The sequence below is a fragment of the Frankia tisae genome, from assembly GCF_025403405.1.
Classification (GTDB): domain Bacteria; phylum Actinomycetota; class Actinomycetes; order Frankiales; family Frankiaceae; genus Frankia; species Frankia tisai.
In genome coordinates this window covers 1-20295 of the sequence record NZ_JANEZT010000078.1, presented here as the reverse complement: position 1 = coordinate 20295, position 20295 = coordinate 1, and the positions used below count along the sequence as shown (strand labels likewise).

At 70.7% G+C, this 20295-nt stretch carries 21 protein-coding genes, 1 other RNA gene and 1 pseudogene; 12 read left to right on the top strand and 11 right to left on the bottom strand.

Going from position 1 to position 20295, the window contains the following annotated elements:
• Positions 1–246 (bottom strand): annotated as a pseudogene (locus tag NBZ85_RS10195) (serine/threonine-protein kinase); the annotation flags it as partial.
• A 139-nt stretch (positions 247–385) separates the two neighbouring features.
• Between NBZ85_RS10195 and NBZ85_RS10190 the strand changes: the two are divergent.
• Positions 386–865, top strand: a complete 480-nt coding sequence (locus NBZ85_RS10190) for a pilus assembly protein TadG-related protein (protein ID WP_261554756.1) — start codon at positions 386–388, stop codon at positions 863–865.
• Here the strand turns inward: NBZ85_RS10190 and NBZ85_RS10185 are convergent.
• Positions 807–1913, bottom strand: a complete 1107-nt coding sequence (locus tag NBZ85_RS10185; RefSeq protein WP_261554757.1) for a hypothetical protein — start codon at positions 1911–1913, stop codon at positions 807–809. The two genes, NBZ85_RS10190 and NBZ85_RS10185, sit on opposite strands and share 59 nt — an antisense overlap.
• Positions 1914–2704: 791 nt before the next feature.
• Here NBZ85_RS10185 and prfB point away from each other — a divergent pair.
• From prfB to NBZ85_RS10165, 4 genes are all read left to right on the top strand, one after another.
• Entirely contained in the window at positions 2705–3805 is a 1101-nt protein-coding gene (gene prfB, locus NBZ85_RS10180) for a peptide chain release factor 2 (protein WP_261554758.1), read from the top strand.
• Positions 3806–4303: 498 nt separating this feature from the next.
• Positions 4304–5140 (top strand): polysaccharide deacetylase family protein, encoded by an 837-nt coding sequence (locus tag NBZ85_RS10175; protein ID WP_261554759.1) that lies wholly within the window; start codon positions 4304–4306, stop codon positions 5138–5140.
• A 143-nt stretch (positions 5141–5283) separates the two neighbouring features.
• Entirely contained in the window at positions 5284–6093 is an 810-nt protein-coding gene (gene cobA / locus NBZ85_RS10170) for a uroporphyrinogen-III C-methyltransferase (RefSeq protein WP_261554775.1), read from the top strand.
• Positions 6094–6350: 257 nt separating this feature from the next.
• Positions 6351–7340 (top strand): glycoside hydrolase family 26 protein, encoded by a 990-nt coding sequence (locus NBZ85_RS10165; protein WP_261561855.1) that lies wholly within the window; start codon positions 6351–6353, stop codon positions 7338–7340.
• A gap of 144 nt (positions 7341–7484) precedes the next feature.
• Here the strand turns inward: NBZ85_RS10165 and NBZ85_RS10160 are convergent, their stop codons facing one another.
• Together NBZ85_RS10160 and NBZ85_RS10155 are read right to left on the bottom strand one after the other, a co-directional pair.
• Positions 7485–8690: a PQQ-dependent sugar dehydrogenase gene (locus NBZ85_RS10160; protein WP_261561854.1), complete on the bottom strand. Its 1206-nt coding sequence runs from the start codon at positions 8688–8690 to the stop codon at positions 7485–7487.
• Between the two features lie 152 nt (positions 8691–8842).
• The gene (locus NBZ85_RS10155; RefSeq protein WP_261554762.1) at positions 8843–9028 is read right to left on the bottom strand and encodes a hypothetical protein; all 186 of its coding nucleotides are present in this window, start codon (positions 9026–9028) and stop codon (positions 8843–8845) included.
• Between the two features lie 388 nt (positions 9029–9416).
• On the opposite strand from NBZ85_RS10155, the gene ftsE reads away from it, so the two are divergent.
• From ftsE to NBZ85_RS10135, 4 genes are all read left to right on the top strand, one after another.
• Positions 9417–10244, top strand: a complete 828-nt coding sequence (gene ftsE, locus NBZ85_RS10150) for a cell division ATP-binding protein FtsE (protein WP_261554763.1) — start codon at positions 9417–9419, stop codon at positions 10242–10244.
• Entirely contained in the window at positions 10244–11116 is an 873-nt protein-coding gene (gene ftsX, locus NBZ85_RS10145; protein ID WP_261554776.1) for a permease-like cell division protein FtsX, read from the top strand. Before ftsE ends, ftsX begins: the two co-directional genes overlap by 1 nt.
• A 150-nt stretch (positions 11117–11266) precedes the next feature.
• Positions 11267–11746 carry an SsrA-binding protein SmpB gene (smpB, locus tag NBZ85_RS10140; protein ID WP_261554764.1) on the top strand — a complete coding sequence of 160 codons (480 nt, stop codon included), beginning with the start codon at positions 11267–11269 and terminating at the stop codon, positions 11744–11746.
• Between the two features lie 20 nt (positions 11747–11766).
• Positions 11767–13134: a class I SAM-dependent methyltransferase gene (locus tag NBZ85_RS10135; RefSeq protein ID WP_264761516.1), complete on the top strand. Its 1368-nt coding sequence runs from the start codon at positions 11767–11769 to the stop codon at positions 13132–13134.
• Positions 13135–13428: 294 nt separating this feature from the next.
• Here NBZ85_RS10135 and NBZ85_RS10130 read toward each other — a convergent pair whose 3' ends face one another.
• Together NBZ85_RS10130 and NBZ85_RS10125 are read right to left on the bottom strand one after the other, a co-directional pair.
• Positions 13429–14136: a YoaK family protein gene (locus tag NBZ85_RS10130; protein ID WP_261554766.1), complete on the bottom strand. Its 708-nt coding sequence runs from the start codon at positions 14134–14136 to the stop codon at positions 13429–13431.
• A 328-nt stretch (positions 14137–14464) separates the two neighbouring features.
• On the bottom strand, positions 14465–14938 hold the full coding sequence (locus NBZ85_RS10125) for a VOC family protein (protein WP_261554767.1): 474 nt from the start codon (positions 14936–14938) through the stop codon (positions 14465–14467).
• A gap of 225 nt (positions 14939–15163) precedes the next feature.
• On the opposite strand from NBZ85_RS10125, the gene ssrA reads away from it, so the two are divergent.
• Positions 15164–15529: a transfer-messenger RNA gene (gene ssrA, locus NBZ85_RS10120) on the top strand.
• 177 nt (positions 15530–15706) lie between these two features.
• Here the strand turns inward: ssrA and NBZ85_RS10115 are convergent.
• The 4 genes from NBZ85_RS10115 to NBZ85_RS10100 all read right to left on the bottom strand — a co-directional run bounded on the left by NBZ85_RS10115 (position 15707) and on the right by NBZ85_RS10100 (position 18227).
• The gene (locus NBZ85_RS10115) at positions 15707–15916 is read right to left on the bottom strand and encodes a hypothetical protein (RefSeq protein ID WP_261555858.1); all 210 of its coding nucleotides are present in this window, start codon (positions 15914–15916) and stop codon (positions 15707–15709) included.
• Between the two features lie 139 nt (positions 15917–16055).
• The gene (locus NBZ85_RS10110; protein ID WP_261561853.1) at positions 16056–16724 is read right to left on the bottom strand and encodes an NADPH-dependent F420 reductase; all 669 of its coding nucleotides are present in this window, start codon (positions 16722–16724) and stop codon (positions 16056–16058) included.
• A 72-nt stretch (positions 16725–16796) separates the two neighbouring features.
• Positions 16797–17738 (bottom strand): SDR family oxidoreductase, encoded by a 942-nt coding sequence (locus NBZ85_RS10105; RefSeq protein ID WP_261555855.1) that lies wholly within the window; start codon positions 17736–17738, stop codon positions 16797–16799.
• Positions 17739–17789: 51 nt separating this feature from the next.
• Entirely contained in the window at positions 17790–18227 is a 438-nt protein-coding gene (locus tag NBZ85_RS10100; RefSeq protein ID WP_261555887.1) for an NAD(P)-binding domain-containing protein, read from the bottom strand.
• Positions 18228–18511: 284 nt separating this feature from the next.
• On the opposite strand from NBZ85_RS10100, the gene NBZ85_RS10095 reads away from it, so the two are divergent.
• Positions 18512–19444, top strand: a complete 933-nt coding sequence (locus NBZ85_RS10095; RefSeq protein ID WP_261561852.1) for a LysR family transcriptional regulator — start codon at positions 18512–18514, stop codon at positions 19442–19444.
• Positions 19445–19449: 5 nt separating this feature from the next.
• Here the strand turns inward: NBZ85_RS10095 and NBZ85_RS10090 are convergent, their stop codons facing one another.
• Entirely contained in the window at positions 19450–19593 is a 144-nt protein-coding gene (locus NBZ85_RS10090; RefSeq protein ID WP_261555851.1) for a hypothetical protein, read from the bottom strand.
• 401 nt (positions 19594–19994) lie between these two features.
• On the opposite strand from NBZ85_RS10090, the gene NBZ85_RS10085 reads away from it, so the two are divergent.
• Positions 19995–20123, top strand: coding sequence for a hypothetical protein (locus NBZ85_RS10085; protein WP_261555844.1), 129 nt, complete (start codon positions 19995–19997; stop codon positions 20121–20123).
• The last annotated feature ends 172 nt before the right edge of the window (positions 20124–20295 follow it).

Here is a 20295-nt window from a genome sequence, read left to right as displayed (position 1 = left end):
CTGCGGGGCCTGCGGGGCACACGTTCCGATCGCGGCGGAGATCTGGAATTCCTGGTCCAGGCGAGCCTCGATCTCGTCCCGTTCAGCCTCGGACAGATCGGCCGGGCGTCGAATTCCCTTCAACGCGACATCGGCCCGCAGCCTTTCATCGAATGCCCGCCACACGGTCCCGAACCCGCCGCGGCCGAGCATCTCGACCAGCCGGAAACGCTCTGCGACGAGCGTCCCGGGCGCCCCTTCAGTCACGATCCTTCGTCCCCGAGGAAGTATGTGCGCCGCATGATCTGTACGTGGCGCATTCTCCTATAATGCGAGGACGCCGGGCGGCGGATCGGCGAAGGACGCTGGTGTGGGGTGCCCGGCGATCCCGGACGGGGAGAAGCGCATGCCTGGTGACCTGCGGCGGAACCCGGCGACCGGCGGTCGGGCCGCGGCCGTCGGCGCCGACGGCGGGACGATCCTGATCCTCACGCTCGGCTATCTGATGGTCGCCGCGATGCTCGTCGTCGTCGTGACCGACGTGTCGGCCGTCTATCTGGCCCGCCGTTCGGTCGCCTCGGCCGCGGACGGCGCGGCGCTCGCGGCCGCGCAGCGCATCGACGAGAACGCGATCTACACGGCGAAGGGCGCCTTCGAGGAGCTCCCGCTGGCGGACATCAACGCGACCGTCGAGCAGTACCAGCAGCAGGCCGACCCGAGCGGCCGCACGGCCCTCACCTCCAGCCTCGTCGACGCGATGACGGTGGAGGTGGAGGGGGTACGCGTGGTCAACCTGCCGGTCGTGGGCTATCTCGGGGTCGGGCCGGTCACAGTGCGAGCCGGGGCACAGGCACAGTCGGTGGTCCGCCAGCCCGCTGCACCATGACGCCGCTCGGACCGGGGACGCCGAAGCGCGCCGCCGGCCGTTGCGGGCCCGGCTCGGCCTCCCAGCTCGCGTGCAGCCAGGGCGTGGTGGCGTCGACGAGATCGTCCAGGCCCTGCCCGGTGCGCAGGTCGGCCAGGTCCGACACGTCGCGCACGAGCCGGGCCAGCCACTGCGCGGGCCGTGCGGCGGACAGGGCGACCGCCTGGCCGGCGTAGGAGGCGGCCTCTTCCCGGTCGGGGATCTCCCGAGCGAGGGCGGCGCGGGCCTGCGCCATTCGTACCGAGACCACCATGCCGGTCTGGCCGGAGCCGGCGATGAGCGTTTCGGCCCGCTCCAGGTGCGGCGTGGCCTCGTCGGCGGCGCCGACGGTGGTCAACGCCTCGGCACAGGCCAGTGCGAGGTCCGCCGGGGAGTAGGTCTCCAGGGCGAAGCCGGGGGAGCCGAAGTCGTCGTCGCCGAGGCGTTCCATCGTCTGCCAGGCGCGGGCGACCGCATCGCGCACCCCGGGGGCGTCGCCGGTGGCCGCGCACGCACTCGTGACGACCTTGCCGGCGATGAGCGCGCGGGTGGAGCTGATCCCGGCGATCCGCGCGGCCACCCCGGCGATCTGCAGGGCGACCGCCGGGCTGTGCGGGCGGACCATCCGCGCGCGCAGTGCCAGCGCCCGCGCGGCGAGCGGCCCGTCGCCGGCGGCGCGGGCGAGGGCGGCGGCCCGGTCCGCCCGGGTGGCGGCGTCGGCGTGCTGGCCGCGGTCGTACGCCACGGCTGCCGCGGCGGTCGTCACGGCGGCGTGCAGGCGCATCCAGTCCAGAGCGGCCCGCCCGCGCAGCCGGTGCTCGCCGGGCACCGTCCTGCTGGTGCGCTCGAGGGGGACCAGGGCTGCGGCCGTCGCGCTGAGATCGGTGGTCTCGTAGGCGTCCACCGCGGCGTTCAACGCGGCGGCGCAGGCGTCGTGCAACCCGGAGGCGTCGCCGCCCAGGCTCATGGAGCCCACCGCCGCGAGGCCGGTGGCGACCAGCACGGACCGCCGGTTCGAGACTTCGGACACGAGGGCACCCTTCGTGCTCGGGTGGGGGTGATCGCTGCGCCGTCTGCTTGCCGGCGGAGCGCGACGGGACGGTGACTCGCCAGGTCTAAGTGCGAGCCTCGGTCGGTCGGATGACAGAGCTGGGTCCCCATGGCGGCCTCCCTCGCTTTTCCTGACAAGCGGCCCGGCACTTACTGTTCAACCCACTCCGGCCGGTATTAATCGTGTGTCCGTGTTCGTTGGTCTCCTGGCCATGGCCTGGTGGCGGCCTGGTGGCCGACCGATGGCCGACGGGACCACGCTGCCCCGCGGAACCATGTGTCCGTCGAATTCGGCGGCGAAGCGCCGCGATCAAAGATATCGTTCGGCGGTCACAAGTGCGCGGGTTCGTGCGCGCCCGGCGATGTGGGACAGATCTCTCCATGGATTGGTGTCGACCGGCATCCCAGCGGTGGCCCGCTCAGGTAGGTGGTGTGGCTACCGTCCGGATTGTCCGCGGTACGGGTGTCGGTTGGCCGGATATTCACGAGTCCGCATCCCGTGTTTCAGACTGATGTCGTGATGTCATTGAATGTTTCATCGGTATGGCTTTTCACGACCGCCGCCCGGTGCCGGCGCGACGGGCGTGGGCGGTGCCAGGTGCCTCCGACCGCCCTATCCGGCGGTCGGTTGGTTCGTGGACGGACGATCTCGCGGCGTGCCGGCCGGCCCCGGTCCGGGGGACCCCCGGCCCGACCGCCGTGCTCCGTCGTGGACCAGGCCAAGATCAGTCCTGCCCGTGGTCGCCGGGTGGCGCCGGTAAGGTGAACACCATGGCCGTCGACCTGTCCGAGGAGATCAAGCAGCTCGATGCGACGCTGGGCGGCATCGAGTCCGTTCTCGACGTGGAGGGGCTGCGCCGTCGCGCCGAGGAGCTGGAGCGGCAGGCCGCGGACCCCGACCTGTGGTCCGACCAGGACCGGGCGCAGGTCGTCACCCGGCGCCTGTCGTCGACCCGCGGCGACATCTCCCGGGTGGAGGGGCTGCGCCGCCGGCTCGACGACATGGCCGCCGCCGCGGATCTCGGCGACGACGATCTGCTCGCCGAGGCCGCGTCCGACCTGCCATCACTGAGCGCCGACATCTCGGCACTCGAGGTGCGCACCCTGCTGTCCGGCGAGTTCGACGAGCGGGACGCCATCGTGCAGCTCTCCGCGGGCGCCGGGGGCGTGGACGCGGCCGACTGGACGGCGATGCTGCTGCGGATGTATCTGCGCTGGGCCGAGCGCCACGGTTACCCCACCGAGGTCTTCGACACCTCCGAGGCGGAGGAGGCGGGCCTGAAGTCCGCCACCTTCCAGGTCAAGGCTGCCTACGCTTACGGGACGCTGCGCAGCGAGCACGGGGTGCACCGGCTCGTGCGCATCTCGCCGTTCGACAACCAGAACCGGCGGCAGACCTCCTTCGCCGGTGTCGAGGTGACCCCGGTCGTCGAGCTGTCCGACCACGTCGACATCGACGACAAGGACCTGCGGATCGACATCTTCCGGTCCTCCGGCCCAGGCGGCCAGGGGGTCAACACGACCGACTCGGCGGTCCGTATCACCCACCTGGCCACCGGCATCGTGGTCACCTGCCAGAACGAGCGCAGCCAGCTTCAGAACAAGGCCGCCGCGATGATCGTGCTGCAGGCGAAGCTCCTGGAGCGCCGCCGCGCCGAGGAGGCCGCGGAGAAGCAGCGCATCACCGGGGGACCTCAGGACGTCTCCTTCGGATCGCAGATCCGCAATTACGTCCTGCATCCCTACCAGCTGGTGAAGGACCTGCGCACCGACACCGAGACCTCGAATACCGGCGGCGTTCTTGACGGCGAGATCGACGAGTTCGTCGATGCCGAGATCCGCTGGCGGCGGGCCGCCGAAAATCAGGCGTGAGAATATTCGCGCAGTCGGCCGGCGTTGTTCCCCGCTCACCGGTCGCTCCTTCCTGGAGATGATCCATCCGTGTTCCTCTGGTTTACCGGATGGTTTTGAGTTCGCCCGTGTCCGTGATGAACACCCGATGAAATGGCAGTGATCCGGCCAGCCGCCGGATCCAGGCCGCGCTGCGAGTGGGTCGGGACCGCGCAGACCACCCTCGGGTGACGTCTCCGGCGGATCTCCCGATGCCATTGGCACGCCCGGTATGCGCGTGTAGAGTCCCGGGTAGTTTGCGGACCGTTCGATGTTTTAGTTTCGGCCTCCTGGGCTGGTTCGCGCACTACTTCACCCGATGGGATGTTCGCCCGTGTCACCTGTTCGTCCACGATTGCGCACCGTCGTCGCGGAGGGAGTACGGCCTGTGTCCCTGCAGATGAATGCACACAGGTATATGCACGGAAATGTCCGGCCCGATCCGGGTGTGACACGGGTCGGCGCGGGTACGGGAACGAGGTGACCGCCCTGGCGACCGCGCTGCCCGGTGGCGCCTCCGGAGTGCTGGACGAGGCGCCCCCGATGCCCCTGCCCGTCCTCATGTACCACAGCGTGGGTGACTCTGTGAGCGCCGACTTCCGGCGCTGGGAGGTCCCGCCGGGCATGTTCGCCGAGCAGCTCGGGGCCCTCGCGGCCGGTGGCTACCATCTCACCGGGCTGACCGACGCGCTCCGCCACCCACACCGCCGGCAGGTGGCCATCACCTTCGACGACGGCTTCGAGGACTTCCTGACCACGGCGCTGCCGGCGCTGCAGACGGCCGGCGCCAGCGCCACCCTGTACATCCCGACCGCCTACCCCGGCCGGCGCGCCACCTGGCTGGACGGCTACAGCGAGCGAAATCTTCCGTTGCTGGACTGGTCCGACCTGGCCGATCTCGCGGGGGAGGGGATCGAACTGGGCTCGCACGGTCATCGCCATCTGGAACTGGACGTAGTGCCGACGGCCCTCGCCCGCTATGACGTGACCGCCAGCCGGCGCATGATCGAGGAAAAGACCGGGCGTAGTCCGGACAGCTTTTCCTATCCTTTTGGGTACCACTGCGCGTCGGTCCGGCACGTGGTCGCGGCGGCCGGTTTCGATTCGGCCTGCGAGGTCGGTTACCGACTGCACCAGCCGACGCAGTCCCGGTTCGGCATCAGCCGGCTGGTGGTGGACCGGGCGGCCGGGGCCGCCGACATCCTGCGGCTGGTAAGCCAGGGGCACCGCGACGCACTCACGAGCGCCCGGCGCGGGTTGCGGTCCGGCTGGCGGGCATATCGCGCGGCGCGCTGGCGGCTCGGCCGGGAAGGCTGATCGCCGAACCGGTCCGGCGCGGCGTGGCGCGGCGGGAACATGTGCGTGTGGACGCGGGCGGCATTTTCCGATGCCGTCGAATGCCGGCGTCCGGTGAACGGCGAAAAACCCAACGGATGCGGACGACGGATGCGCGGGCGGCGATGGAGGTGACCGGCGTGGAGAGACCCCCGGGGGGTTGGGTGGCCCTCGTCGGCGGCGGGCCCGGACCCGCGGACCTCATCACCGTGCGCGGCCTGCGCCTGCTACGGATCGCAGACGTCGTGCTGGTCGACCGCCTCGCCCCCCGCGAGCTGCTGGCCGACACCCGGCCCGGGGCCGAGATCATCGACGCCGGCAAGGCGCCGCACGGCCACAACCTGACCCAGGACGAGATCAATGCGATGATCGTCGACCGTGGCCTGCGCGGTCTTGGCGTCGTGCGGCTCAAGGGCGGCGACCCGTTCGTCTTCGGCCGCGGCGGCGAGGAGGCGTTGGCCTGCGCCGCGGCCGGGTTGCCGTGCGAGATCGTTCCCGGGGTGACGAGCGCGGTCGCCGTCCCGGCGCTCGTCGGCATCCCGGTCACCCACCGTGGCATCACCCAGGACGTGGCCATCGTCAGCGGGCACGTCGACCCCTCCCACCCCGGCTCCACCGTCGACTGGGGCGCCCTGGCCACGGGGCCGGGCACGGTCGTCGTCCTGATGGGTGTCGCGGCGCTGGCGGGGATCAGCCGAGAGCTGGTCAAGCGCGGCCGGCGTCCGGACACACCGACCGCGGTCATCCACGCCGGGGGCACCGCCGACGAGGTGGTTCTCACCGGCCCGCTGTCGGGCATCGCGGAGCTGGCCGCCGAGGCGGGCATCGGCTCGCCCGCCATCATCGTCGTGGGCGACGTGGTGCGCCTGCGCGACCAGATCGCCGGCGCCCCGTCTGCCCGGCGCGCCCCGGACATATCCGATCGGCATGGCTGAGCCGCGCCGCATGCTGGTCACGCCCGTCTGATCTCGCCCCGCGCTGTTCATCGTGGCGGGCACGTGGGCCCGACGACCCTGCCGGAATCCCCGGGGCTTGCATCTCCCGGTGCCAGGGATCCGGAATGAACAAGAATCCACCCTTACGTTAGGGTCGACCTTTCGGCGTGGCTTTGCAGGGGCGCGGCCGGGAGAACGCGGGCCGCTGCAGATCAGGGGGGGCATTCGATCTTGGGGATCTTATGGGGGGCCGCCGGATGATCGCCGGGCGTGGCCGGCGCCCCCGCTCGCATCTCGTGTCGCTGCTGCTGCTGATCATCGGGCTGCTGGCCACAGGACTAGGGGCCTGTTCCAGCTCGCCGGAGCCGGAGCCGGCGGGAGTGCACTGGGTATCTGGCACCAACGGCAACTACCCGGCCGACGTGAACGCCTGGGGTACGTTCACCGGCCGTAAGATCGGGGTTGCGATCGTCTTCACCAGCCGTAAGGACTGGTACAGCCTGGTCTCGGCGGACTGGCCGACAGCGGCCTTCGCCCGGGACAAGTTCCCCGGTGAACTGTCGATCGCGCAACCGCCATTCCCCGAGAACGGTGACGAGGCCACCTGCGCCAGTGGCGCCTACGACAATTACTGGCGCACCTTCGGCGCCACGCTGACGAAGTTCGGTCGAGTCGACGCCTACCTCCGCCTCGGATGGGAGTTCAACGGTGCCTTCAACTACTGGCACGTGCGTAATGTCGAGACCTGGAAGACGTGCTTCCGTCGAACGGTGACCGCGATCCGGTCGACCGCACCGACAGTAAAAATCGACTGGAACATGAACGCCCATACCGACAAGCTTCCCGGGAGCGGGCAGGACGTGTGGGATGCCTATCCCGGCGACCAGTACGTCGACGTCGTCAGCGTCGACTCGTACGACTTCTTTCCCCCGTCGACCAACGAGGCGAGCTGGGACCGCCAGTGCCACCAGCGGTCCGGACTGTGCACGGTGATCCGGTTCGCCCATGATCACGGCAAGAAGTTCGCCGTCCCGGAGTGGGGGGTGGCCTGGTCGAACGGCGGCGGGAAGGACAATCCCTTCTACATCGGCAAGATGCATGAGATGTTCGTGGCAAATGCGGCGGATCTGGCCTACGAGGCCTACTACAACACCTCCGAGCCGGCGAACGTCCTGTCCTCGTTGTACAAACCGGACCTGAACCCAAAATCCTCGAAGCGCTACAGGGAACTGTTCGGCGCCCGCTGACCCCTGGCTCCGCGACGAACAGTCCCGGCTTCACCGTTCGGGCAGCCTGAAACGTCGCCGCCTGCCTGGGCGAGCGCATTCTGCCCCCACCTCTGCTGGGGGCAAGCCGTACCGGGGCCGCCTGCTCGGTGATGCCGCGGGCGGTTAGCGCAGGGCAATGATGCGGTCGTCGCCCTGCTTGGGTGTGCCGCGTCCGTCGGTGTTGTTGGTCAGTAGCCACACCGAGCCGTCCGGGGCGGCCACCGCGGCGCGCAGCCGGCCCAGCTCGCCGGTGAACAATGCCCGCGGCCGGCCTCGCACGGCCGCCCCGGCCAGGTCGAGCTCCCACAACCGCTGCCCGCGCAGCGCTGCCACGTAGAGGACGTCGCCGCGGATCGCGATCCCGCTCGGGGAGGCCTCCGCCGTGCTCCAGGTGACCAGGGGATTGCGCAACCGGCCGCCGTCGGTGTCGCCACTGCCCTCGACACCGGGCCAGCCGTAGTTCCCGCCCGCAACGATCAGGTTGATCTCGTCGAGCCGGTCCTGGCCGAATTCGGACGCCCACAGCCGGCCGGCGGAGTCCCAGGCCAGGCCCTGGACATTGCGGTGCCCGAGGCTGTAGACGAGGGAACCGGGGAACGGGTTGCCCGGCGGGACGCCCCCGTCGGGGCGCATCCGCAGGATCTTGCCGTTGAGGCTCGTCCGGTCCTGCGCGCGCGAGCGCACCCCGGCGTCACCGACTCCCGCGTAGAGCAGGCCGTCGGGTCCGAACCGGATCCGGCCGCCGTTGTGGACCGCGGCATCGGCGAGCCCGGTGAGAACAGGAGTGGGCGGCTCGGCGCGGTCGCCGGCCAGTCGGAAACGCACGATCCGGTTGTCGGTGGCCGAGGTGTAGTAGGCATAGACGAATCGGTCGGTTGCGAAGCTCGGGGAGACCGCGAGCCCCAGCAGCCCCGACTCGCCGCGGTGGACCACGCCGGGCAGCGTCGTCACTTCGGTCGCCCGCCCCGCGCCGGCCGGCAGCCGGAGGATCCGCCCGCTGTCGCGTTCGCTGATCAGCGCCTCGCCCGACGGCAGGAAGGCGACGTCCCACGGCGCGGCGAGCCCGGTGACCACAGTGCGCACCGCCGGTGAAGGGCCCGGCGCCGTTCCCGCCACGGCCCCCGAGCCTGTAGCCCCCGAGCTTGCAGCCGCCGAGCGGGCGGTCGCCGCACCCGCAGCGGAGGGCTCGGAATCGCCGCCGCACGAGACCATTCCGAACCCGGCCACCGCGAGTGCGACGCCGAGCGGGATCAGCCGGCGGGCCCGAGCCCGGCCGCCGCGGCGCGGGCTCTTCCGCGCAGGGCGCCGGGCGAGCACGTGTGGGGACATCGGAGACGCTCCAGAACCGGCTGGAACCGGGCTTCGGCTGATTTCGTGCCCGGACTTCACCGACTGCCAACGTTCGACGCAGTTCTTGAGTGCCCGGCGCGCGTAGTGGCGCGCGCTGGCCGGAAGGTGGGCGCCGGCGGCCGGCGCCGGGCTCAGGTGGCCTGGCGGACAGCGAGAGCGGCGAGCACCATGATGATCGCGATGATCGTGATGATCATCTGCGGAGAGATCGTCGCGGAGTTTCGGCGGAGGTACTCGCGGGACGCGCGGCAGGTGGGGCACCGGCCCTCGATGACCAGCCCCGAGCAGCGCGCACAGACCAGGTCTTCGCTGCCCATGCCGCCTCCTTCCCACCGCGGCACGCCGACCGCGGATCCGAGGGATCATTGCAGGTCCCTCCGGAGAACCCCGGCCGATCGCCGCGCCGGTCGTCTCCCGCCCGGTCGCCGGAACGAGATCCGGACGATCGACTGGCTCTTACGGTACGCCCGCGGGCGCCCCTTCGCCCTGCCTGTGAGCGTCGGATGTCTGCTGCCGTACAGCGCGTGCCGAACGGCCTGGCCCCCGTGCGCGGTTTGGCGCCCGGTATGGGCCGTCGGCCGCGGCCGGGCGGGATCCGGGTCGGCGCGGCTCGCCTTCGCGTGCCGCGCGGTCGGGCTCCGTCCACGTCCTACCATCTCCGTCACGGAATGTATGTGATCTGATGCTTGTCGTGAGGAGGGTGTGGTGATCGTCCTGAGCTCGGTGAGCAAGCGGTACCCCAACGGCGCCCGGCCCGCCCTGATCGACGTCAGCGCCGAGATCGGCGCCGGAGAGTTCGTGTTCCTGGTGGGACCGTCCGGATCGGGCAAGTCGACACTGCTGCGGCTGCTCTTGCGGGAGGAACGTGCGACCAGCGGGCAGGTCATCGTCGCGGGTCGTGATGTCGCGCGGATCGCGGACCGGCGGGTCCCGCAGCTGCGCCGGATCGTTGGCTGCGTGTTCCAGGACTTCCGGCTGCTGCCGAACCGGACGGTGGCGGCCAATGTCGCGTTCGCCCTCGATGTGGTCGGGCGCCCCCGCCATGTCGTACGCAGCGTCGTCCCCGAAGTGCTGGAGCTGGTCGGACTGGGGGAGAAGGCGGACCGCTATCCCGACGAGCTGTCCGGCGGCGAGCAGCAGCGGGTCGCGATCGCCCGGGCGTTCGTCGGCCGCCCTCGGGTGCTGCTGGCCGACGAGCCGACCGGGAACCTCGACCCGACCACCAGCATCGAGATCATGAGTCTGCTCGACGCCGTCCACCGCGCCGGCACGACCGTCATCATGGCGACCCACAACGCGTCCCTGGTCGACGCGATGCGGCGCCGGGTGCTCGAGCTGGGCGACGGCGCGCTGATCCGGGACGAGGCCGGTGGCCGCTACGACCAGACCGCGCCGCAGCCACTACAGCCGTCCACGTCCCCGCCGCCGTCCGCGTCCCCGCCAGGGGTGGTGCCCGCCCAACCGGCAGGGACGGCACCGGCCGGGGAGCACAGCCCGTGGGCGGCGCCGGCGCGCAGCGGCCCGGTCGGCTGATGCGCCCGGGCCCGCTGGCCTCGTTGCTCTGGACCGGGCTGCGCCGCAATCTGGCGATGACCGGGGCAGTGATCGTCACCGTCACGATCTGCCTGGCCATGCTCGGCGCGGGCCTGCTGCTGCGGGCCCAGGTGCATACCATCGACGGCTTCCTGCTCGACCAGATCGAGGTCGTCGTCGACCTCTCCGACGGCATCACTCCCGCCGAGCGCTCCGCGCTGGAGGCCGAGATGCGTCGCGACCCGCTGATCGCCGGCGTCCGCTACGAGACCAAGAAGCAGGTGTACGAGCGGTTCCGCCGGGACTTCCGGGGCTCGCCCGACGTCGTCGCCGGGGTCGGGCCCGAGGACCTGCCCGCGGCCCTGCGGCTGACCCTCGCCGACCCCCGGGCATCGCGCGACATCGTCGTCACCTACACGGGTCTCGACGGGGTGGAGGCGGTGCGTGACCAGCGAGCCCTGCTCGATCCGCTGTACCGCTTCCTCGACGCCTTCACGGTCGGCGCCTTCACCCTGGCCGCGGTGCAGGCGCTCGCCTCCTTCGCGCTGATCTACACGATGATCCGGATCTCGGCACACGGCCGCCGCCGGGAGACGGCGATCATGAAGCTCGTCGGGGCGTCGAACGGGACGATCCGGGCGCCGTTCGTGCTGGAGAGCGCGGTCGCGGGTCTGGTCGGCGGCCTGCTCGCCGCCGGTGTGCTGGTCGCGGCGAAGGTCTTCCTGGTGGACGGCCAGTTCGCGCGGCAGACGATGTTCCCACTGTTCGGCTGGGCCCCGGTCTGGGAGTCGGCGGTCGTGGTCCTCGCTGCCGGCATGCTGGCCGCCGCGGTGATGGCGTCGATCGCGCTGCGTCGGCACCTGCGCGTCTGAGCGGCCGGCATGATCGATACAGCCACCGCATGATCGATACAATGGTGGACGGCTGTGGCGCCCACCAGCCGGTTGGGCGGGGGCGTCGGCAGGACGTAGGTTCGGGGACGTTCCGCGAATGCGCGGCAAGTGGGAAGAGGGTCGCAGACGGTGCCGAGGGAGACGGGGCGCAAGTCGATCGCGCAGAACAAGCGCGCCCGGCATGACTACGACATCCTCGACACGTACGAGGCCGGACTCGTGCTGCGCGGCACCGAGGTCAAGGCGCTGCGGGCCGGGCGGGCCTCCCTGATCGACGGGTTCGCCCAGATCAGCGACGGCGAGATCTGGCTGCACAACGTGCACATCCCCGAGTACACCGAGGGCACCTGGACCAACCACGCCCCGCGGCGCAAGCGCAAGATGCTGCTGCACCGGGCCGAGATCGAGAAGCTGATCGGCAAGACCCAGGAGGGTGGCCTCACCCTGGTGCCGCTCGCCCTGTACTGGAAGGACGGCCGCGCCAAGATCGAGATTGCCCTGGCTCGCGGCCGCAAGTCGTACGACAAGCGGCACGCCCTCGCCGAGCGGGACGTCGAGCGGGAGATCAGTCGGGAGATGGGCCGGCGCGTCAAGGGCCGCTACCGCTGACCGGCCCCGACTCCGAGCGCCTGGCCCAGCTCGACGCCCTGCTGACCGCCGACGGTGGTGCGGTGCTTGCCGCCGCGGCCGCGGTCTACTCCGGCGGGGCCGGCGGCGGGGGCGAGATCGCGGCGCGGGAGCTTGCCGTCGGCACGCGGCTGCGGGCCGAGGGTGTGCCCGTCGGGCTGGTCGCCGCGGCGTTCACCCAGGCGGAGCTGCGGCGTCGGGCGGCGGCCAAGTTCGCCCGCGCCGAGGAGATGTTCTTCACCCGCGCCGGGCTGGAGCAGGCGTCCTCCCAGGCGGCGGCCGAGCATCGGGCGGCGCGGTTCGCCGGGCTGCGCCGGCTGGCCGACCTGTGCACCGGAATCGGTGGGGACGCCCTCGCCCTGGCGCCCGGCCGGGAGATCCTGCTCGTCGACCGGGACCCGATGCACCTGCGGATGGCCGCGCTCAACGTCGCCGTCCACGGGGCACACCGGGTCGACACACTGCTCGCCGACGTCCGCGACGCCGACCTGACCGGATATGACGGGGTCTTCGTCGACCCGGCCCGGCGCACCGGGGACCGCAGGCTGGCCTCGCGGGCCAGCGAACCGCCGCTGCCCTGGTGCTTCGCCCTCGCCGACCGGGTCGCGGCCGTGGCGGTGAAGGCGGCTCCGGGCCTCGCGACCGACCAGGTCCCGCCCGGCTGGGAGATCGAGTTCGTCGCCGACGGCCGCGACCTCAAGGAGGCCGTGCTGTTCTCCCCGGCCCTGGCCACGACCGAGCGCCGCGCGACCGTGCTTCATCCCGCGCCGCTGTCCTCGTCCGCGTTGCCGTCGCCATCGCGGCCCGGAGCGCTCGGGTCGTCGGGGGCCGCGTTGCCCGGTGGGAGGCCGGTCAGTCTGGTAGGCATCCCGGACCCGGCGGAGCCCGGCGGCCCGGTCGCCGCCCCTGGGCAGTACCTCTACGACCCGAGCCCGGCCGTCACCCGGGCCGGCCTGGTAGGTGAGCTCGCGCGCCGGCTCGGTGCCTGGCAGATCGACCCGATGATCGCCTTCCTCAGTTCGGACGAGCCCGTCGCCAGCCCTTTCGCCCGGCTGCTGCGGATTGCCGCGAGCCTGCCCTTCGATGTCCGTCGGCTCGCCGGCGAGCTACGCGGGCGCGGGATCGGGTCGTTGGAGATCCGTCGCCGTGGGCTCGCGGGCGACGTCGAGGAGCTGCGCCGCCGCCTGCTGCCCCGTCGCCGGGATCTGGTCGCCGGCGGTCCGGCCATCACCCTGGTGATGACCAGGCTGCGCGACGAGCCCTGGGCCCTCCTCTGCACTCCGGTCGCTGACAACCGGGTCGCTGACAACCGGGTCGACGAACTGGTTTCTGACGCCCGCCCTCTACCGCGCCCATCTGTCAACGGATGAACCCCAATCCGCTGTCGCCTCTTTCCGTAATCGATCAAATACAGAATCGTGCCGAGGCCTGCGTGCGGTTTTCCGGTCCGAAACCGTTCTTAGCCCTCGGCGCGATTTGACCGCCATCTGGCAAGGAAGACGGATGCCAGGCCGGTGAGAGGCGGCCCCCGAGGGAACGGTGGTCCGAGATAGTCGCGGTTTCGCAAATCCGATCGAGCACCAACAGTCGGTGAGCGTTGGGCGCGGCTACGGCTACGGCTACGGCCACCACAGGCCACGAGTACGAGTACGAGGCGATCGGTATCAGGGTGCGATGAGTCGACCCGTGGCGGCGGCGGTGAGGCAGCCGGTGGCGATCGCCGCCGCCAGGGCGAGCGGCACGATCCGGTCGACGTGCAGCAGGAGTGCGCCGCCGATGAGCGCGCCGGTGAACATGGCGACTGGCGCGGCGAGCCGGCGCGGCACGTGAAGGCCGGGGCCACCGGCCAGCCGGGAGTCCACGACCAGGCCGGTGAGGGTGGTGGTCAGCACGTTGGTCGGGACCTCCGGGACCGCCACCCGCCGCGCCGTCGCGTGTTGCAGCCCCATCGCGGCGGCCAACGGCACGATGATCGCGTACGGCCGATCCGCCCTGCTCTCGCCGGTGAGGGATGCGGCGATCAGTGCCGCGATGATCAACCCGGTCTGGATGGTCAGGGCGACCGTCAGCCACCGAGCCCGGCGTCCGCGGCGCAGCGCCGGGGCCCTGCCGATGCGCCCGGCGAGGACCGCGCCGATCAGGAAGCCGGCCAACGCGAGCGCGGACAGGTCCGCGGACAGCCCCGGCGCTCCCGCCAGCGCGAACGCGAGGAGCACGACGTTGCCGGTCATGTTTGCCACGAACACCCGGCCGAGCCCGAGGAAGCTGGTCGCGTCGACCAGCCCCGTCAGGCCCGCCAACGCCACCAGCAACACCACCTGTCGCCGATCCCGCACGGTCGTCGTCGACGGTGTGGTGTGCGTCGGGGGCATGGGGCCGGTCGACGGCGGGGGAGGCGTCGGCGGCGTCATCGACACAGTGTCATCGACCCTGGCCCGGTCATCGACCCTGGCCCGGTCATCGGCCCTGGCCCGGTCATCGGCCCTGGCCCGGTCATCGGCCCTGGCCCGGTCATCGGCCCTGGCCCGGTCATCGGCCCTGGCCCGGTCATCGGCCCTGGCCCGGTCACCGGCCCTAACCGGTTATCGACACTAGCCCGGTCACCGGCCCCAGGCCGCCCGCCTCGCCTCCCTCGCCCGCTGATCGACCGTCTACGGCGAAGGACGGGGCCAGGGAACGCGGTGGTGGCGACGGGTGCCGTTACAGGCGCAGGGGGCGGATCGGGGCGGCGATCAGGTGGGGCTCCGACTGCCAGTCGACGCCCGGTACGTCGACGTAGAGCTCGATCTCGTTACCGTCGGGATCGAGGATGTAGAGGCTGTGCGTGATCGTGTGGTCCGATGCTCCGACGATGTCGACGCCGGCCCGCTGGATCGTGGCCAGGGCCGCGCGCAGTTCGTCGTCGGTGTCGCCGACCTTCAGCCCGAAGTGGTAGAGCCCGATGTGGCGCCCGGCCGGCAGGGCCGCCGCGTCCTCGCCGACCTCGATCAGCAGCAGTTCGTGATGCGTGCGGCCGGAGGAGAAGGCCGCCGCGGGGAAGCGCAGCGCGTTGCCGGCGGAGTCCGCCGGGGCCGGGAGCACCTGCCGCCAGCCGAGGACATCCCGGTAGAACGCGGCCGATCGTTCGATGTTGCGGACGTAGAGGACGAGATGTCCCAGTTCCTTGATTTCCACAGTGCTCTCCCCGGGCGGGCGGGCGGACGGGCGGGATGCCGTTGCCCGTACAACTATCACGGGGGGGTCCGACATGCCCGCTGCCGCACATCAGATTCTGCCTCCGTCCGGCCGCCGGGGCCGTCGCTCGTCGTCGACCCGGCCGGTGTCCCGCCGGGCGGGCGGACACGCTCGCCCGGCGGCGTCCTGCGGTAGGATGGAGTGTCAGGCAAGACAACCGTACCTGGGGGTGATCGGCTTCGACTTCGGACGTCGAGGCAGGGGAAGCGGGCCGAGGATGAACGGTTATCTCGTTAACGATCCGTTCAAAAAAACAGCTGCCAACAACAAGCAGCCTGTTTCCTCTTACGCCCTCGCGGCTTAAGTAAGGGAACCGTCAGCCTGGGAATGCCTCCGGCCCAGGATCTGGCGTCGCTAGGAGGATCACCGGCCGACCCGGTCGCGGGGTCAGCCGGAAAATCAAACAGCGACTGAGCCTACGTCGGCTTGCCTGCGGGTCCGACGGGGCTGAGAAACAAGTAGCAGGCTCCGCCCGGAGAATCCCTGTGTCGGTGCCGGAGGACGCGGGTTCGATTCCCGCCACCTCCACGAGCCGGCCCGCCGTGGTTGCCGATCTTCGATCGGCTTCCCGGCGGGCCGTGATGCTTTCCGGGGGGACGACCCCCCGAACCCCCCGAGTGCCGAGCTTCGCTCGGCCGGGCCTTGGGGCCGAGTAGGGGTGGTGAACCTCCACTCGCCGGGGCGGGCCGGCTTCTGTTCGGCGACACATCAGACGACTGTGCGGACGACGAACAGTTCCGGCCCGGTCTTGTGATCGGGTACGGACATGTACTGACCGCCGCGCACGATCGAGTGGTGCATGGCCGTGGGTACGGGCCGCCGCGCCGCCATCGAGCAGGAGCTCTCTGTACGGCTGAAGCCGAACAGCTCGTGGCCGGGACGCTGGTCGACCCGCCGCGGTGGGGCGTCGCGCACCACCAGGTGTGCATGGTCGAGGATTGTCGGCCGTGGGCGGTGATCTGCGCGATCACCGAACAGACGATCATGACCGCCGCCCCGCCTCTGCCGGACGGGGCCATAACACGGCCGGACCCTACCGCGGCGCGCCAACGTGCGGTTACCGCGTTGCGGTGGCCAGTGCCGCGCGGATGGCGTCCTCGCCGGCCGAGTGGCCCTTCTCGTTCGAGTACGGCCCGTATGGGGTCCCCCACACCGGCGTGCCCGTCGCCTGCCGCCAGCTGTCGGCCAGCGGTCCCGCGTCCACGACGCTGTACCCGATGGATTCGATGAATTCGGTCACCGCCGCCTTCGCCGGCGCGGAGTCCCCGGCGATCGGCAGGTACGAGCGGTCGCCCGCCCCCGCCGGGCGGGCGAGTGACAGCAGGTGCTTGTAGAAGATGTTGTTGAACGCTTTCACGAGCAGGGTGTCCGGGATGTACCGCAGCAGCAGTTCGCTCGAGGTGAGCGACGTGTCGTCGAGCTCGGGGATGTGGCCGTCACGTTCGGGGCCGTAGTTGCACGTGTCGATGACCGTCTTCCCGGCCAGTGGTGCGGCGGGCAAGTCGAGGAAGGCCTTGACCGGTACCGTGACCACGACGATGTCACCGGCCGCCGCGGCCTCCCCGCTCGTCGCCGCGGACGCCCACGGCCCCAGTTCCGCGGCCGTGTCCGCGAGCGTTTCGGGACCGCGCGAGTTGCTGAGCACGACCTGGTGCCCGGCTTCGATGGCGAGCCGCGCGATGGCACTGCCGATCTGTCCGCTTCCGATGAATCCCACAGTCGTCATATTCTCAGCATCCCTCCAGAAGATCCGCACTATTGTCATGTGCCGGATTCGTTGTGATTCGGGTCCCTGCCGTCAGTTGGCGGGGAAGTAGTGGCCGTTGTCCAAATCGGCGAGCAGGCCGGGCAGAGCGGGTTCCCAGCCGAGGGTCCGGCGCGTGATGAGGCTGGACGCCGAGAGGTCCAGCGTGACCGCAGCCGTGAGGAACCCGAAGTATCCCGGCAGCATCAGTTCGTCCGCGGGAATGCTCACGGCGGGCAGGCCCAGGCGGCTGCCAATGGCCTCGGCGATCTCGCGGAACGGGATGCCCCCGTCCCCGATCGCGTGCCAGCATTTGCCAGCTGGGCCCTTCTCCAGCGCCAGGCGGAACAAGGAAGCGACATCGCGGACGTGCACGGCGCCCCACAGGTTCGCGCCGTCTCCGGGGTAGCCGGCGAAGCCCTTCACCTTCGCGAGCGCGATCAGCGCGGGGAGGAAGCCGGCATCGGTCGTGCTGTGCATGACGGGGGGAATCCGTACGACCGAAGACCGCACTCCCCGCTCGGCGAGGCCGATTACGGCGGCTTCCACGACGTTACGCGCTCGCAGGGTGCCCTTGTGCTCATCGCCGGCGGGAAGGGCCGGATCCTCCTCGGTGGCCGGCCGGCCCAGGTTCCCGCCGTTCCCGGGCGAGCCTATGCTCCCCGCCGCAACCAGCGGCTTTCCGGTTCCCGCGAGTGCCTCGCCGTACGCGAGCATGACCGGGAGCTCCGCGGCGGCTACGGCGTCCATCCCGCCGGACGGAAGCAGGTCTTGCCTGTGCGCGACGTGGATGACACCGTCGGAATCCGCGGCCGCCTCCTTGAGCCCGTCGAGATCCTGGAGGTCTCCGCGGCGCACCTTCGCGCCGAGCGCGGACACCGCCGCCGCGGAAGTGTCCGACCGGGCCAGGCTGGTGACCTCGTGCCCGGCGGCGATGAGCTCAGGGATGATGTACGAACCGGAATGGCCGGTCCCGCCAGTAACGAAGACGCGCATGCTGCTGCTCCTTGTGGCGATCTGGCGGAAGAAATGGTGGTGCGGGTGCGCTCAGCTGAGAATGCGGACGCCGAGGAAGAAGTTGGCGTGCTTGACGGAATGGGCGATGAGGCCCGGCATCAGCAGGCCGGCGTTGACGACATGCGCGCCGGCGGGGGCGGCCTTGGCGATCTCCTGCGCGCCGGAACTGTCGTCGGGGGTGACAAGGCCCTCGAAATCGGGGGAGACGGGGTTGGTGATGTCGATAATGACCTTGCCGTGCAGTGCGTCCCCGTACTCGAGAACCGCCGCCGCGGCGCTGGCGTACGGCACGGCGAGGATGACGATGTCCCCGGCCGGGGCGGTGCCGGCCGTCCCGGCAGTGGCGCCGCCGAGCGCGGCGGCCAGTTCCTTGGCCTTGGCCGGGTCGCGGCCGATGATCTCGACGGCGTTGCCGCCGGCGAGCGCCCGGGCGGCCAGGGCACTGGCCATGTTCCCCAGGCCGACGATGCTGATGCTGCTTATGGTGTGCCTGCTTTCTGGCGTTGGACAGGACGCCGTGCCCGCCCGCCGTTGTTAACGGCCGTGTTGTCGGTGCCGCCGAATAACGCGGTGGACGGCGCTCGATTCCTGATGTGCTCATCCTGGGTCTGGGCCCTGCTATCGAATTCTTGTACCGAATTCGCCCCGGCACCATCGGGCATGTATGAAGGCTGCCATTGGCCTGAGTGGGTGTCCAAGACTTCTTTCGGCGGTGGCGATACTCTGGAGGCATCGCCGTACCGGGAGGCTCCATGGATCTGGACCTGCGCAAGCTGCGCTACTTCGTCGCCGTCGCCGACAGGCTGCACTTCGGCCGCGCCGCCGCTGAGCTGCACATCGCGCAGCCGGTGCTCAGTCGGCAGATTCGTGCGTTGGAACAGGATCTCGGCACCCCGCTGCTGACAAGGGACAGCCACGGCGTGGTGCTGACCGACGCCGGCCGGCAGTTGCTGACCGACGCTGGCCCGCTGCTGGCCTCCTCGCACGCGGTGCGCCGCCGGGTGACCGTGGCCGCGCGGGGCAGCCGGCGGATCATGGTCGGCTTCCGGGCGGGCATCCCGGTCACCCCGGCGGTACAGCTGTTCGCCGCCCGGCACCCGGACGTTCTGGTGGACGTGCGGCGGATCGAATGGGACGACCAGGCACCGATGCTGCTCGACGGCCGCATCGATGTCGGCTATGTGCGGCTGCCCATCGACGAGGCCGGCCTGCGCGTCGCCCCGCTGTACACCGAGCCGCGGGTGGCGGTGCTGCCCGCCGGCCACCGGCTGGCCGGCCGGGAGCAGATCACCGAGGCGGACCTGGGCGGCGAGCCCCTGATCTGGCATGCCGACGCGAGCACGCAGCCCACCAGGCGCCCGCACCCCAACGCCGGGTACCTGGTGCGCGGGGCGGACGAGACGCTCGAGCATGTCGCGGCCGGCCGGGGCATCTCCTTCCTGGCCCGTTCGGCGACCGTGTTCTACTCGCATCCGGACATCAGCTACGTGCCCGTCCCGGATCTGGCGCCCGACCAGGTGTGCCTCGCGGTGCCGGCATCGCGTACCTCGCTGGTGGTCGACGACTTCTTCGCTGCGGCTCAGGCGGCGGCCGAGATAACGGCAGAATGCGGAAACTACGAAATGTGGGAGAACCATGACGAGGATGCGGCTCTTCGAAACGCATCGGCGCCTGGCCGGCGGTAGCGGTGTCAGAGCAGGAGGGCGCCGCCGTCGACGGTGAGCACGGTGCCGGTGACGAAGCTGTTGTCCATCGGGTAGAGGTGGGCGGCGGCGGTCTGGAACGTGCGTTCGACTCGACAGATGATGTTGTCGTCTGGCCGTTTACTCGGCATCATCCCTGGTCAGGGGGCGCGTGGCGACTGGGCGGATAGCGATCTCAGGGTCCTGGGTCAAGATCAAGATGTTCTTATTGTGGTACGTCGGGTCGACCGCGACCGGTAATCATGCCCTAGGCAAATAGGTAGTTCTATAATGTCTGACGACTAATTGAGCGGAAGGTGTCCAGGCCAGGGCGCTGATAAGTTGGTTCGACTCCCAGTCACCTCGATGGATCTCGACTACGTGAAGTAGCGAGGGTGGGATTGGCTCGTTGATGTGCCGCTACCCTGCGCCTGTCGCTGGTTTCCGCATCACCGTCTTACCGCTGCCCGAGGATCGGTCCTCGGCGCTGCCCCTACCCCGGCCCCGAGGGCGGGAAGGCCTGACCGGCCCCGGGGGGGGGAACACACCGCCCGTGGTTTTCGACTACGCGCCCTTAAGACGGGCCGATGGGCCTGGCGCCCGTTCGGCACCTCGGGAGCAGAACAGCTCCATCGTCGTGCTCGCGGACCTCGCCAGGGCGACCAGCGCCGCCGCGCTGTGAAGCGGTTGGCGGCGCGGGCGTGGCCGTGGATTCCGGTCCGGCCATGCCCGCACCGGGCGTCACCGGGTGAGCGCGGGCAGTGCGGTGAGGGCCTCCTCGGGGCCGACACGCCAGCGGTAGTCGGCCGAGATCGACCTGAACCGGATCACCGCGTCGGTGTCGACCACGAAGG